The sequence below is a fragment of the Acinetobacter sp. YH12069 genome, assembly GCF_013419675.1.
Lineage (GTDB): Bacteria > Pseudomonadota > Gammaproteobacteria > Pseudomonadales > Moraxellaceae > Acinetobacter > Acinetobacter amyesii.
On the sequence record NZ_VOZS01000001.1, the window covers coordinates 12485 to 28166 of the forward strand.

Annotated in this window: 12 protein-coding genes and 2 tRNA genes; 4 read left to right on the top strand and 10 right to left on the bottom strand. The window is 41.2% G+C overall.

Annotated elements, in window-relative coordinates; all coding sequences use genetic code 11:
* Positions 1-2 precede the first annotated feature (2 nt).
* From FTU16_RS00060 to greB, 5 genes are all read right to left on the bottom strand, one after another.
* On the bottom strand, positions 3-1070 hold the full coding sequence (locus FTU16_RS00060) for a 4-phosphoerythronate dehydrogenase (protein ID WP_180162439.1): 1068 nt from the start codon (positions 1068-1070) through the stop codon (positions 3-5).
* A 115-nt stretch (positions 1071-1185) separates the two neighbouring features.
* Positions 1186-1938 (bottom strand): class II aldolase/adducin family protein, encoded by a 753-nt coding sequence (locus FTU16_RS00065; protein WP_180162440.1) that lies wholly within the window; start codon positions 1936-1938, stop codon positions 1186-1188.
* 167 nt (positions 1939-2105) lie between these two features.
* Positions 2106-2195: transfer RNA gene (locus FTU16_RS00070), tRNA-Ser, on the bottom strand.
* A gap of 229 nt (positions 2196-2424) precedes the next feature.
* A tRNA-Ser gene (locus tag FTU16_RS00075) sits at positions 2425-2514 on the bottom strand.
* Between the two features lie 86 nt (positions 2515-2600).
* Complete coding sequence (gene greB, locus FTU16_RS00080; protein WP_180003371.1) at positions 2601-3095, bottom strand: transcription elongation factor GreB; 495 nt, start codon at positions 3093-3095, stop codon at positions 2601-2603.
* Positions 3096-3460: 365 nt separating this feature from the next.
* Between greB and FTU16_RS00085 the strand changes: the two genes are divergently transcribed.
* On the top strand, positions 3461-4573 hold the full coding sequence (locus FTU16_RS00085; protein ID WP_180003373.1) for a transglycosylase SLT domain-containing protein: 1113 nt from the start codon (positions 3461-3463) through the stop codon (positions 4571-4573).
* Positions 4574-4649: 76 nt separating this feature from the next.
* Here FTU16_RS00085 and FTU16_RS00090 read toward each other — a convergent pair whose 3' ends face one another.
* On the bottom strand, positions 4650-5033 hold the full coding sequence (locus FTU16_RS00090; protein ID WP_078190434.1) for an SCP2 sterol-binding domain-containing protein: 384 nt from the start codon (positions 5031-5033) through the stop codon (positions 4650-4652).
* A gap of 222 nt (positions 5034-5255) precedes the next feature.
* Positions 5256-6185, bottom strand: coding sequence for a tRNA 2-thiocytidine(32) synthetase TtcA (gene ttcA, locus FTU16_RS00095; RefSeq protein WP_078190435.1), 930 nt, complete (start codon positions 6183-6185; stop codon positions 5256-5258).
* Positions 6186-6685: 500 nt separating this feature from the next.
* On the opposite strand from ttcA, the gene FTU16_RS00100 reads away from it, so the two are divergent.
* Positions 6686-7549, top strand: a complete 864-nt coding sequence (locus FTU16_RS00100) for a lytic transglycosylase domain-containing protein (RefSeq protein ID WP_180020710.1) — start codon at positions 6686-6688, stop codon at positions 7547-7549.
* Between the two features lie 133 nt (positions 7550-7682).
* Complete coding sequence (gene htpX / locus FTU16_RS00105) at positions 7683-8588, top strand: protease HtpX (protein WP_078190437.1); 906 nt, start codon at positions 7683-7685, stop codon at positions 8586-8588.
* A gap of 160 nt (positions 8589-8748) precedes the next feature.
* Here the strand turns inward: htpX and FTU16_RS00110 are convergent, their stop codons facing one another.
* The 3 genes from FTU16_RS00110 to FTU16_RS00120 all read right to left on the bottom strand — a co-directional run bounded on the left by FTU16_RS00110 (position 8749) and on the right by FTU16_RS00120 (position 14097).
* Positions 8749-9339, bottom strand: coding sequence for a DUF4112 domain-containing protein (locus FTU16_RS00110; protein WP_111883898.1), 591 nt, complete (start codon positions 9337-9339; stop codon positions 8749-8751).
* Between the two features lie 80 nt (positions 9340-9419).
* Positions 9420-10763, bottom strand: coding sequence for a magnesium transporter (gene mgtE / locus FTU16_RS00115; RefSeq protein ID WP_180007504.1), 1344 nt, complete (start codon positions 10761-10763; stop codon positions 9420-9422).
* A gap of 232 nt (positions 10764-10995) precedes the next feature.
* Positions 10996-14097 carry a multidrug efflux RND transporter permease subunit gene (locus FTU16_RS00120; protein ID WP_180026671.1) on the bottom strand — a complete coding sequence of 1034 codons (3102 nt, stop codon included), beginning with the start codon at positions 14095-14097 and terminating at the stop codon, positions 10996-10998.
* Between the two features lie 276 nt (positions 14098-14373).
* Here FTU16_RS00120 and FTU16_RS00125 point away from each other — a divergent pair, with 276 nt between their 5' ends.
* Complete coding sequence (locus FTU16_RS00125; RefSeq protein ID WP_180162441.1) at positions 14374-15561, top strand: glycerophosphodiester phosphodiesterase family protein; 1188 nt, start codon at positions 14374-14376, stop codon at positions 15559-15561.
* Positions 15562-15682 lie beyond the last annotated feature (121 nt).

Consider the following 15682-nt stretch of genomic DNA (forward strand, 5'->3'; position numbering starts at 1 on the left):
ACTCATGCTGCTGGGCCTCCATGTGCAGCCCATTCACGGCGTAAAGGATAGGTTTTACGTAAATAATCAAAGGCTTTTTGATCCACCTTGCCGTCTTTTAGGCAAGCACGTAAGTTGGCATCATCACGAGCGATGTCATAAATATCTTTTAAATAACGCTGTAATACCGTCTTAAAGTCAGCACCCGTAAAATACTGCTCACAGACGGGCAACTGACTTTCAAAAGCTTTATTTATCGGTTGCTTGAAAGTTTGACAAAATGCTTCATAGATCATCTGTGTGCCACGTGCTTTACCTTCCAAGCTATAGCCCGCAATATGTGGTGTCACCACGTAAATTAAATCTAACAACGCTGCTGAAATCTCTGGCTCATGCTCAAAAACGTCTAAGACCACTTTACGCTGTGTCTGTTGAATATCGGCAATTAAGGCAGCTTCTTCGACCACTGGCCCACGCGCGGAATTAATCAAGATCGCAGTTGGCTTCATAGCAGCAAGCGCAGCAGCATTGATTAAATGATAGGTTGGATGTTCACCCTCTTTGGTCAGTGGCACATGAGTACTAATCGCATCTGCACTTTTTAACAGTTCTGCAAATTCAACTTGTTTCACCTGATCAGATTGCACAAATGGATCATAGCCAATGACATTCCAACCGAATAATTCTGCCATGACGGCTAAACGTGAACCGACATTACCTAAACCAACAATGCCCAAGGTAAATTTTTCATTTGCATTCAACAATTCAGGTTTAACATAAAGCAATGCCGTAATCACATATTCAGCAACCGCTTGTGCATTACAACCTGCGGCATTTGACCAAGCAATCTCCTGCTTTTCTAAAGCAGTAATATCTAAATGATCTGTTCCAATCGTAGCACTACCGACAAATTTGAGTGCGGTCTGTTGAATTAATTCTGCATTTACCTGAGTCACCGATCGTACCAATAATGCATCGGCTTCTTTGACATCTGCATGGGTCAATGTTCGACCTGCCGCTTGCTTTATTTCACCAAATTCGGCAAAAAAATACTCAGTAAATGCCAGATTTTCATCTGCAACGATTTTCATAGTTCATCTCATAGTTCCACTATGAACATGATAACGCGTTGCTCAAGCCATGACTATTCTTCTGCACATAAGGCATAGCGCCTATACTCTATGAGCTAGATGATTGAAAATTATATTATCTGCAATAATCTGACTGCTGATCGTCAATTAAGGACAAGGCCGCCTGCCAAGCCGCTTGAATAATGGGCTCGGCCATCGGATTTTCAAACTGCTGCAACGTATGTTCACAAACCTTCGGACTTGGATAATGCAATGTAGCACTCGACAATGCTTTTACTTGAATTTGACAAGCTCGTTCTAAAAAGTAAATTTCATGAAATGCCCGTGCCACACTATCACCAGTCGCAAGCAAACCGTGATTACGTAAAATCATACAGCGATAATGCCTCATATCCTGTACCAATCTTTCACGCTCTTCAGTTGAAAAGGCTATGCCCTCATATTCATGATAAGCAATGTTCTGATAGAACTTTAACGCATGTTGTGAGATTGGCAATAATCCATGTTCCTGTGCAGAAACTGCCACGCCATCCGCAGTATGCGTATGAATCACGCAATTAATATTTGCACGCGCATGATGTAAGGCAGAATGAATCACAAAGCCTGCTACATTCACCATCTTCCCTGCATCATAGGTTTCAACAATTTTGCCTTCATGATCAATTTTGACCAAATCCGAAGCCGTCATTTTGTCAAAAGTCACACCATAACGATTAATCAAAAAATGCTCAGGTTCATGACTTAAACGCAGGCTGATATGGGTATCAATTAAGTCGGTCATTTTATAATAAGCCACCAAGCGATACAGTGCCGCCAATTGACAACGCGCTTGCCATTCCAGTTCATGAATAAACTCTGGTTTTTGCATGAATGAATTCCTTTTCTAAATCGATTGATCTTGTTTTCTGTTTATTGTGAATAATTAATAGCATGTCATATCCATGCTGTATATCAGCTTCGCCTATAGAAAAAAACTATTCAAAAAATTTAGGCAATAAAAAAACCCCAATGTAAAACATTGGGGTTTTTTGAATATGGCGGAAGCGGTGAGATTCGAACTCACGGAGGACTCGCACCCTCGTCGGTTTTCAAGACCGGTGCATTAAACCGCTCTGCCACGCTTCCATGGCCGCTATCATATAAATAAAAATTCAGATTGGCAAATTATTTTGCCTTATTTTGAACACTTGGCGAATCGTTCAGACAAAATTTAGGCGATTGTAAAATTTTGGCTTCGAGCTGAAAAATAGATGCTCAATCAATATGTATTGAATTGAGATCAAGGCAAATTGCATTGCCTAAATTTACGCACATAAAAAAACCCTGATGTTAAAAACATCAGGGTTTTTGAATTTGGCGGAAGCGGTGAGATTCGAACTCACGGAGGACTCGCGCCCTCGTCGGTTTTCAAGACCGGTGCATTAAACCGCTCTGCCACGCTTCCATGGCCGCCATCATATAAATAAATTTCAGCAATGGCAAATTATTTTGTAAAAAACACGTCCAATTGAACAAAATAAGAGCAGTTTGTTATTTTTCAGTACTTTCGCCCATTTCATAACGAATTGAATTGATATACCAACATTTTTTTCCCAGTGGGGTCAGGACTTCGACCTCATCATCCACTTGCTTGGACAGGAGTGCTCGAGCCATAGGTGAATCAATTGAGATATGCTGTGGATGATGATCATAAATTTCATCTACCCCCACGATCCTTAACGTTTTTTGTTCGCCTTCATCATTTTCAATATCGACCCACGCCCCAAAATAGACTTTCCCTTTTTGTTCGGGTGAATAATCGATAATACGTAGCTCCTCCAAACGTTTTCCCAAATAGCGTACACGTCGGTCAATTTTGCGTAACAATTGCTTATTATATTGATAATCCGCGTTTTCCGAACGGTCGCCAAGACTGGCCGCCCAGTTCACTTTTTTGGTAATTTCAGGTCGTTCTTCATGCCATAAATGTTGAAGTTCAGCGACCAATAAATCGTGTCCACCACGGGTAATTAAGTTAGATTTCATGATGATTTTTCGGCCTTGAGCAAGCGCTGATTTTTACAAAACATGCCTATTTTATCCTCCATTTCTACACAGGCAAAGTATATAAAATTTATTCGTAAACAAAATCAATTATTTATGTTACATATTTTAATATTTTTTCGTACAAAATTTGACAAGTATTTTTTTGCTTATTATTATGCGCACATCTTTTAGGCTTGTTTAATTTTTATCCAGTGTAGATTTTCTACACATTTCCCGAAAACCCCTAGTCATTTTTGAATGACGTCATGACTGCCCAACCCTTATTGAATTTATCAAACTTGAAAAAGTCTGAGGCGTGTTTGCCTTTGCTTTTTAGGGCATAAATTACTTGTAGCGGAGACAACATGCACAGTAGTTCAACTTCTGGGTCGAGGCTTTGCCTTAACTCTTTTAACTCTCTCCCATTTAAAGCGCTTGCACTTAGTACTGTCTTAATTCCTTTTCACAGTATTAATGCCAGCAAAACAGCTCATCAATATGATGCTGTCGTCAACAGTAATAAACTCACTGTTGTTGCCGTTGCCAATCCTGACATTGTTTTTCAGGATGGTAAACATCGACATGGTTTTGGTTACGACCTTGCACGTAACTATGCAGAAAGTTTAAATGTCCAATTAGATTTTAAAACAGTGAACGACAATGCCACTGCTTTAAAAATGGTTGCCAAAGGTCAAGCCAATTTTGCTATGACCACTGCCGAAATGAGTACCATTGAAGCCAAGCACTTGACTTCATTTTCAGCCAGTTGTGGTGATACCGTTTCTTTGAAAAAAAATGGTTTAAACAGCAACTTAAACTGGGTATTTAAAAATGCAGACGATCCACTCAGCCAAACCGCGAGTGGCTTTATTTGCCGTGCCAAACAAAATGGCGCAATTGGACAGTTGGCTTCGTTCTACAACCGTAATGTGGTCAAACAAGATTCTTGGAATGTGATTCAACGTGATTTAAGTAAACGCATGCCGATCTACAAGGCAAGTTTTAAAAACACGGCCAAGCAATATGACCTCGACTGGCATTTATTGGCAGCGATTGGTTATCAAGAGTCATACCTTAAACCTGACTCGGTATCCCCGACAGGTGTTCGTGGCATTATGATGCTGACCAACAGTACAGCTAAAGCCATGGGTGTGAGCAACCGTACAGATGCGACGCAAAGCATTCAGGGCGGTGCTAAGTACTATGACCAAATGCTAAACCGTTATAGCAACATTCCATACCCAGATCGTAATTGGTATGCCTTAGTGGCATATAACATGGGTCCCGGTGCTGTAAGTCAGATTCAAAAGCGCATACAAGCTCAGGGTAAAAACCCAAATAAGTGGGTGAACTTATATGCTTATCTCGACCGTAACAAAGCCAGCAATGGTCGTTATCGTCAAGCCGTGCAATATGTGACACGTATTCGTGCTTATTTGGAACATATTAAAACCACACCACAACTGGTGAATATCTAATATGCGTCCATCTAACATTTACATGTGAGCGCACAAAAAAAAGCTTACCTTCGGGTAAGCTTTTTTCGTTTTGGACTTAAGCAGTTTGCTCAAGTACTTTTTTGAATAAATCTTTTTGCTCAGTACTTGGTTTTGCAGTTTGCAATGCCATCAATTGTGACATATCACCTTGTACTTTAATTTTTCCAGTCATAAACGCTTGCATCGCTGCAGCCATATCAAACTCAAGGAATACTTTACGTAATGTTTCAGCATCCATGTTCAACGTTGTTTTCGCGTTTGAAGATAAACCTTTTTTAATTGCACCACCGTCTAATGACAATTCAGTATTGCCTGCAGCGTCAGCAACCACTAAGTTAATTGCAAGATTAGCCAATGCAGGTGGTAAGTTTAAATCACCAGCTTGAGCTGTCAGAGTTTCTACAGTTGAAAACCAATCATCAGTTAAAAAAGCAGGCATGATCTTTCCTCAATTTATTTTGTTCGTGTGTGTTGCCGTTCCGGACAACATCAGTGCAAGCATATTTTGCTTGAGGCTTGTTATAGCATGATCATTTGCGAAAAGGCTAAAGTTTTTTGTACGCACCGTTCAATATTTAACTGTTTAACAACAAAATGAGAAAAATCATAAGCATAAAAAAGGCATTCCGTAGAATGCCTTTTGCGTGATGAAGTTTTCGGCTTAATCTGCCATAAAACCTAAGTTCACCATGTTAATGCGTTTACTTTCAGGCTCACCTTCTTCAGTTGAACAACTTTCGCTATTTTTGAAGTCAAATTCGCGTTGTTCATCCAAGGCTTCAAAGTCGAATAACTCACGGTCAGCCAATTGTGAAGGCGATACATTTTGCAACGCACCAAAAATACTGTGTAAACGTTTTGGAAATTCTTTATCCCAAGTACGCAGCATGTCATTTAACATCGCACGTTGTAAGTTTTCCTGAGAACCACACAAATTACATGGGATAATTGGGAACTTACGCATTTCTGCATATTTGATGATGTCTTTTTCTTCCACATAAGCCAGTGGACGAATCAAAATGTTCTTTTTGTCAGAAGACAATAATTTCGGTGGCATGGCTTTTAAGCTGCCGCCATGGAACAAGTTCAAGAAGAACGTCGCCAAAATATCATCACGATGATGACCTAAAGCCACTTTCGTCGCCCCAATTTCTTGAGCAAAGCCGTATAACGAACCACGACGTAAACGTGAGCATACTGCACAATACGTTTTACCTTCTGGGGTTAAACGTTTGGTAATACTGTAGGTATCTTTTTCTAAGATGTAATACGGAATTTTGTTTTCTTCTAAATAACGTGGCAATACGTCTTCAGGGAAACCCGGTTGTTTTTGGTCAAGGTTGACCGCAACCACATCAAAATTAATCGGTGCAATACGCTTAAACTGCAACAAAATGTCGAGCAAGGTATAACTGTCTTTACCGCCTGAAATACAGACCATCACCTTGTCGCCCTCTTCGATCATTTTAAAATCACGAATGGCATGACCGACCTGACGGCGTAGCTTTTTCAATAAACGATAATACGCAGAGCTAGTTGGTAGTTCTGGTTTGAAATTAAATCCTTGTTCGGACTCAACTGGCGAGAACATAGACGAGTTAAACCTAAAAAAAAATACCGCGCAATTTTATCCGATTCGCAGACTTCTCGCATCAAAAGAATGTAATTTCCGAAAAAACTAAAAATACTGTCATGATCACGTCATCCTCAGCGCATTATTTTATACGGTCGAGTTCATTTTTTAGGCGAAACGCTTATCTTTTGGACTTTTCCACAGTTGTCCACAAAAGCTGTGGATAACTTTGTGGATTTTAAATGACTTGACAAGGTGAGCTGCCCTTATTTTAAGGCTTCTATTTAAATTGATCATTTTTTGATCAATTTATTATCCCTTACTTATCAATGCTTTAGATGTGTCAAGTTATGCTCATTAAAAAAAAATAAATATTTTTTTTGATTATTGAATCATCAAAATGACTTGATTTTTACAAAGTAAAGAAGAAATCAGCCCTCGAAGCCTTTTCATCTGATTTTTTTTTGATAAACTCTATTTTAACTGTTTGGGGACAGAATTTTTTTCTTCACAATAAAATGAAAAACAATACTTGGACTTTGGGGCTGTTATTAAGTGGAAGTGTGGCTATCAGTTTAGCTGCACCGAGCATTTTTGCCGGCCAAACGATCTATCAATTACGTGAAAGTAACGGCACAACGCTACTAACCAATAAACAAGGCCGCTATAGCAATCTGAAAGTCGAGAAAAAAACCTACTATCCGGACAGTAATATCCATAGTTATAGTAACTGGGGCTCAAATGAAGCGTCTGTGTTGCCAAGCTATAGCCGTAATAAAAATGCCTTTGACAATATTATTAAACAAGCCGCGGCCCAACATGGTGTTTCCGAAGGTCTGATCAAAGCGGTGATGCATACCGAATCTGGTTTTAACACCAATGCACGCTCACCAGTCGGTGCGCAAGGTTTAATGCAACTCATGCCTGCCACAGCACGTCGCTTCAATGTATCGAATGCCTACGATCCACATCAGAACATTATGGCTGGTGCGCGCTATTTATCTTGGCTACTGAAACGTTTTAATGGCAACACCTCACTTGCCTTAGCTGGTTATAACGCAGGTGAAGGCAATGTCGCAAAATATGGTGGCATCCCACCTTTTCGTGAAACTCAAGACTATGTCCGCCGTGTCACTAGCCGCTACAGCAACCTATATGCTGGTAGTTTAAGTGTCTCGGGTTCGAGCAGTTCAAATAGCACTTCTAATAGTGGTCGGATTATTGCCAGTTCGGACAATTACCATGCCGCTGCCCCTGCTGTTGCCAAGTCACCGGCACGTCAAATTATTCAAACGGACAATGGTAGTTTTACCGATGCACCTTCAGGTTCATTTGCGACAGCAAATGCTTCTGCCTCAGCGCGCATTTATCTCAATGAATAAAATCACTGATTTTGTAAAATTGCATCTGTTTTACTAATTTTTCCTTGAAATTTTAAGACTTTCACCTCATATTGAGTTTAATGATTTTTATTTGTAAATCAGATCATTTTTCTATAATAAGAGGATTTACCCAATGATGCGGATTGGTTTGTTCTTGCTGACCAACCTCGCGGTACTGGTTGTAGCTGGCATAATCTTGTCACTCTTCGGTGTCGGTAGTTACCACGGTGCAGGCGGCTTAAACTTAGGCAACTTGCTCGTTATCTGTTTTGTGTTCGGTATGGTGGGTTCGATGATCTCACTATTCATGTCAAAATGGATGGCGAAAAAAACCACGGGTACAGAGCTGATTGACCCTAATGCACCACGTAGCCAAGCTGAAGCATGGTTACTCAACGAAGTTGCGCAACTGGCACAACGTTCTGGTATCAAAATGCCAGAAGTGGGTATTTTCCCATCGTACCAGTCTAATGCCTTTGCAACAGGCTGGAACAAAAATGATGCTTTAGTGGCGGTTTCTACCGGTCTATTGGAGCGTATGAACAAAGATGAACTGCGTGCCGTACTCGCTCACGAAATTGGTCACGTAGCCAATGGTGACATGGTGACCCTTGCTTTGGTGCAAGGTGTAGTCAACGCCTTTGTCATGTTCTTTGCACGTGTAGCAGGTGACTTTATCGACCGTAATGTCTTCGGTCGTGAAGATGGTGAAGCACCGGGTATCGCATATTTCGTCATTACGATTGTATTAGATATTGTCTTTGGTATCGCAGCGTCTGCCATTGTGATGTGGTTCTCTCGCTACCGTGAATACCGTGCCGATGAAGCTGGTGCGCGTTTAGCAGGTAAACAAGCGATGATTTCTGCCCTGTTACGTTTACAAGCAGAATCTGAAATGCCAGATCAAATGCCAAAAGAAATGAAAGCCTTCGCAATTTCTGCGGGTCAAGAACAAGGTTTCAGTTTAGCTGCTTTGTTCCAAACACACCCAACGATTGAACAACGTGTTGCGGCATTACAACAATTAGATTGCCCATAATCGAGCATCTAATGTATGTCGTAAAAAAGCCTCCCTATGGAGGCTTTTTTAAGTCTAATTTTTCCGAACATTTACTGTCTTATCAATAATCTTTCAGCTGAACGATCTTTCAATTGAATAGCCTCTCAGTGATCGCGTTCAAGCAACAAGGCATTTCTATCTACAATACTCCATTGGCCTTTAACCATTGCCAAAGCAATGAACCACCCATATAAATTGCAAAGATAAAGACTAATAAGAAAATCATCCCGAGTATATCTGGGATATGGATCCATATCCATGCAACCACAGGGTTGCGCCAAAAAGCCGATTGCTGTTGTTTCTGTTCTAATTTTTCATGTAAAAACGGATGTACCACATGTTGATCTGTACTGATTTGATATTCTTCACGAATGTGCGTATGTACAACATCTAAAGCTTTACGGCTCGGTCGAATAAACACATCAAAGATCGTCCCTGCAACAGGAATAAACCCCACGACAGCATCTATAACTGCGAGTTTCATCACACCATTTAATTTGGCTTGTGGTACGCCAATCTGTTTGGCTTTATAGACAGCATAACAGGTCAAGACAAATCCTGCGATATCACCAGCGACCGGAATGGTACTCAACGCTGCGTCCGCACCTACCCCTTGTCGAGTAAATGGAATCCGAACCACGGAGTCCATCATATTGGCAAACTTTGCGAGATCGCGTTCAAGACGAATGACTTCTTGCTTTGACATTTTTTGTTTTAATGGTTCAGTCATGTTTTATCCAATAAAAACCGTGTAAATCACTGAGATTAAAACATATTAGAAGTCTTCAATCTGTAGCAAAATGCTAATCTCTATAAATTGAGCAATTGTGAAGCAATCATCAAATACACCACCACGCCTGTCGCATCACAAATCGAGGTCACCAAGGGTGCAGATGCACTTGCAGGATCGAGCTTCAACTTATTGAGTACAAAGGGCAAACTCATGCCAATTAAACAACCGAGCAATACGATACCCATCATACTTAAAGCCAAGACCAAAGCGACGGTTGCATCACCACGGTAGTAGCCTAAAATCGATACAGCAATGGCCATGGTTCCACCGAGGCAAAGCGCGACGAGCGTCTCCCGACCCAATAAATAAAACCAATCACGAATTTTTACATCCCCAGTGGCAAGCGCTCGCACCATTAAGGTTGCAGACTGTGAACCTGCATTGCCTCCACTTCCGACCAATAAGGGTAAGAAAAAAACCAAGACGATATGTGCGGCAATGATGTCTTCATAATATGAAATGCCTAATCCGGACAATAAGCTGCCAAAGACCAATATCACCAACCAGAACACCCGCTTTTGATACAACTTTAAAATCGGTGCTTTATTAATGCTCATACCTGGTTCGGTACTCACCGCACTGGCTTTTAAAAAGTCTTCAGTGGTTTCAGCCTGTACCACATCCATCGCATCATCATAGGTGACAATCCCCATCAAACGCTGGGCATGATCCACAATCGGCAAGGCCATAAAATCATATTCTGCCAATTTTCGAGCAATACTTTCTTGGTCTTCATCTATCCAGCCGGTCACCACATCTTTGGTCATCACCTGTTGAATCCGTGCATCACGATCGGCCTGCAAAATTTGCCGCAGTGAAATCACCCCTTCTAATTGAGACTGATCATTGGTGACATAAATTAAATACAGGGTTTCACGGTCATGCGGTTCATGGCGTAAGGCCTCTATAGCTTGTTGCATGGTAAAGTCAGCAGGCATACTGACATAGTCTGAACTCATGATTGCACCTGCAGACTCTTCTGCATATGCAGATAACGCCTTTAGATGCTCTTGGGTATCTTGATCAAGTTGTTGATAAATCCGATCTTGTTCTGCATCAGTTAAACTTTTATATAAGTCCGTTGCATCATCAGAATGCATATCATCAAATAGTTCAATTTGTAGACGCAGTGGATAACGTGAAATCAGCTGTCGCTGTGACTCAAAAGGGAAAAACTCAAATACCAAGCCTTGATGGTCTAAACCTGAAAGTAACTCGATTTGATCTTCGATTGGAAATTGCTGAATTAAACGAGCCTGATCAGCGTAGTTCAGAGGCTGTAAAGCGAAAACTGCTGCTGCATAATTTTGTTGTTGCAGCAAAGCGGAAATTTCACGCTGTCTTTGTATTAAATCCGCCATTCAACTCACTCTTATTTTAATCTTTCTATGTAGAGCACATTTTGAAGGATAAACTAAAGAGTTTCAAATCTCTTCAATATGTTCTCGGTGAACGTTCTTTGCGAAAATTCTCTGTGAACATTCCCTGTCGAAAGTTTGGTGACATAAATTTGGCGACATAAAAAGCCACCGCGATGTACTCAAGCTTTCACGGTGGCTTTTACTAGAGCTATACACTGTGCGTGAATTATTTCTAAGTTTCAGACACCGGTTTGATTTTAAAAATAGAGCGGACCATCACATACATAAACGGAATAAAAATCAGCACCAAGACCGTACCGAATATTACCCCACCGAGTACGCTTACCCCAATCTCTTGACGACTGGCTGCACCTGCGCCAAAAGCAAGAACTAAAGGAACCACCCCTGCACCAAAAGCCAAAGAGGTCATCAAAATAGGACGTAAACGTAGTGCTGCGCCTTCCATTGCAGCCTCGATTACATGTTTGCCTTTTTCTTGTGCCATCGCTGCAAACTCTACAAGCAAGATCGCATTTTTACAGGACAGACCGATGGTCGTCAGCAAGGCAATTTGGAAATAGATGTCATTTGGAAAACCGGTCATGTAGCTAAACAAAATATTACCGCCTATCCCGAGTGGAATCGCACTCATGACTGCGGTCGGAATGCTCCAACTTTCATATAGGGCGGCAAGACAGAGGAAAATAAATCCAATCGAGACCAAATATAGCCAAATCGCTTGATGACTTGATTTTTGCTCTTCAAAAGATAAACCACTCCATGCCACATCCACGCCAGGCACCTGATCGACTAAAGCTTTAACATCCTGCATGGCTTGGCCACTTGAGACATTTTTGGCTGTATCCGCTTCCATTTGTAATGCGGTGTATCCCATAAAGCGATTGACGACTTCAGGGCCGCCACTCCAGCCAATGGTTGAAAAATTACTAAATGGAATCATTTCATTTTGGTCATTACGTACATGCCAATAAGCCAAATCTTCTGGTTTAGAACGGAATTCGGCATCTGCCTGCATCATGACGCGTTTAATACGTCCACGGTCAATGAAATCGTTAATATAACTCCCGCCCCATGCACTACTCATGGTGCTATTAATCGCATTTTGCGTTAAACCCATAGCCATCGCTTGTTTTTGATCAATATCAACTTTCAGTTCAGCTTTGTCTGGGTTAGAGCGTTTGTCTAAATTTTCGAAACTACTGAATTGTGCGGATTTCTCTTGCAGGCTTTTAAATTGCTCATCGAGATAAGCACGACCCTCACCATTCATATCTCGCAGCCAAAACTCCAGACCATCGGTTTGCCCAAGACCGCTGACTGAAGACGGCATGCTGACATTGATTTGTGCATTGTTGAACTTTTTAAAATGTTTCATAGCACGTTCACGAATCGCTTGCGCTGAATTGTATTGTCCTGAACGTTCATCCCAATGCTTCAGTGCAATAAAGCCTTGCCCTAAGTTTTGACCCGTACCAGAAAAATTTCGTCCATAACGAATCATCACCAAATCAATATTTTGCTTTTCTTCAGTCAAAAAGTACTGCCGAATTTGTTCACCGATCTCACGACTTTTCGACATCGGTGCACCTTCTTGTAATTTAAGTTGCACACTCAAAATGCCCTGGTCTTCACTAGGAATAAAACTGGTCGGCAAAGCACGATAAAACAAAGCAAATACCGTAATGAGCCCCGCAAACAAAACCACCGTCCATAAGCGATAACGAACCGTGGCTTGTGCAAGTGCTAGATATTTGGTTTTTAAAGTCTCTAATTTGGTGTTAAACCAAATCGCCCAGCGCTGTGGTTTCGGATTGGGTTTTAAAATTAAGGCACATAATGCAGGGGTTAAAATCAGCGCAACCATCAGTGACAAGCCCATTGCAGCCACGAGTGTGATGGAAAATTGTCTATAGATCACGCCCGTTGAGCCACCAAAGAACGCCATGGGAATAAATACAGCGGTCAATACCAAAGTAATCCCGATTAATGCCCCGCTAATTTCATGCATCGACTCGATGGCCGCTTGTTTTGCTGTTAACTGTTGTTCATGCATTAAACGTTCGACGTTTTCCACCACAACAATCGCATCATCGACCAACAGACCGATGGCCAGTACCAATGCAAACAATGTGAGCGTATTAATGGTCATGCCCAAAGCATATAAAATCGCTAAAGTCCCAAGAATCACCACAGGCACCGTAATCGCAGGTATCAGCGTTGCTCGCCAATTTTGTAAGAAGATAAACATCACCAAAACCACCAGTAAAACGGCTTCGAATAACGTTTTCACCACTTCTTTAATCGATTCTTGTACAAATGGCGTGTTATCCCGTGGATAAACGATTTTATAACCGGCAGGTAATTGCTTCGCTAACTGTTCAATTTCTTGCTTAATTAAGGCTGAGGTTTCAAGTGCATTTGCCCCAGAAGCCAATGAGATCCCCATCCCTGAAGATGGATACCCGTTAATGGTATTAACCCCTGAATAATTTTCCGCACCCAATTCAACACGTGCAACGTCTTTTAAATAGACAAAACTGCCGTTTCGTGCAGATTTGACAATAATATTTTCAAATTCTTCAACTGACTTTAAACGTGAACCTGAAGTGACTTTTGCATTGAGATATTGATCCGATACACTCGGCAATTCACCTACGGCTCCGGCTGCAACCTGCGTATTTTGTGATTCAACAGCCGCACGGATATCACTGGGCATAAGGCTATATTGCTTTAACTTCAGTGGGTTGAGCCAAATGCGCATGGCAAATTGCGAACCAAAAACATCGACTTCACCGATACCCTCAATTCGAGCAATGTCCTGCTCTAGATGAGTCATCATATAGTCACCAAGTTCGATATTCGAACTCTTGCCAGTCTCATCATAGAGGCCGATAACCATATGGGTATCACCCAAAGATTTATAGACATTTACCCCTTGGCGCTGCACATCTTCAGGCAGCCGATTGATTACTCCATTTATGGCATTTTGTACTTGTACTTGAGCGGTATCTGGGTCAGTGCCATTTTCAAAACTGATGCTGATCCGGCTTCGACCTGAAGAGTCGCTGCTTGAACTAAAATATAAAAGGTGATCAATTCCTTTAATTTGTTGTTCAAGAACTTGTGTGACACTTTCCTCAACTGTTTCTGCTGACGCACCGCTATAACTTGCGCTGACCGTAATTCGTGGTGGCGCAATATCTGGATAGCGCTCTACCGGTAAATTGAGCACAGCAAATAGCCCGAGCGCCATGACGATGATCGCCAAGACACCTGCAAAAATCGGTCGATAAATAAAAAACTTAGACAGCATCAGTCCATGTCACTTTTCAATTAATGAAATAAAATATGTTGATTGATTTTTTCAAAAAATCTTATTGATAATCAATCACAATGTGCTTGATTACAAGCCTAGGCTACATAAAAACCTTGCTTGAAGCGAAATATGTAGAAAATATGGAGAGCCTCCACTTCAGCTATTTTAGTAAATTTATGTGACAAAACCGCCTCTGTCATGAAGTCTTAGCCACTGCCCTGCAATGTATGCCTGCAACTTCATTCATTTAAATAAAAAGATGCCGAGGCAGCCATGCAAAAACAATTAACAAAACAGTTAAATCTAGCCATAACAAGCAAAGTGAAATCCTCATGGGGCGTGTCTTCACTGCTCCTTTTTAGCGTTTTTGGTTTATCTGCATGTAATTCGGATGACGATAAAACCCATGTCACCAAGCCCCCTATTTTGCCTGATACAGGTTTTGTCATTGTTGGGCATCGTGGTGCCAGTGCTTTGCGACCCGAGCATACCCTTGCCGCATATCAAAAAGCGATTGATGATGGTGCGGATTTTATCGAACCCGATTTAGTGCCAACCAAGGATGGCTATCTGGTTGCGCGCCATGAAAGTGAAATTTCAGGGACAACCAATATTAGTACGCTGTCACAATTTGCGGATCGAAAAACCACCAAAAAAATCGATGGTATCGACTATACAGGATGGTTTACGGAAGACTTTAATTTGAATGAACTGACTCAAAATGTAAAAGCACGTGAGCGTATTGCTCAATATCGCCCTAATAACACTCAATATAATGATCAATACAGCATCCCAACGCTCGAACAAATCATTGAACTTGCCGAAGCTCATTATAAAAAAACTGGAAAAATTGTTGGTTTATATATTGAAACCAAGCATCCCACATTTTTCCAACAGCAAAATCTAGCCATGGAAGATCGTTTACTCACCACGCTTGCCAAATATAGTTATACACGTGATATCGCGCCTGTATATTTACAGTCCTTTGAAACCACCAATCTTAAATACTTACATGATCAACTCACGCAAAAGAAAACCCTCAAACATGGCAAAATTATTCAATTATTAGATAGCCCAACTGCCATACCGGGTGACTTACAGCAACAAAACTCACCTCAAAATTATGCAAGTTTAGCCACTGCAGATGGCCTAAAATCAGTGGCAAAATATGCAGATGGTGTAGGTCCAAGTAAAACCTATATTTTTTCAAACACTGAATTTAAACAAACCATTTTTGTCAAAGATGCCCATGCTGCTGGTTTGAAAGTCCATCCTTATACACTCAGACCTGAAAATGGTTTTTTACCTGACTATTTAAAATGTAACTCAGTGGCGACCGAACGTTGTGATACCGGTGCAGCTAAAGAATTTGAAAACTTCTATAAAGCTGGTGTAGATGGTGTATTTGCCGATGATCCAGGACTGGCACGTAAAACCTTAACGCAACTGCAAAAGCCCTAATTTTCCTAAAATGAAAAAAGACGCCGAGGCGTCTTTTTTATTGTTCAACGGAAATCTTAAAGCGGGTTTGCCAAATATTCTGCGGCTGACTGCGTTGCCACTGGCTGAGGTGCTGGAGCTG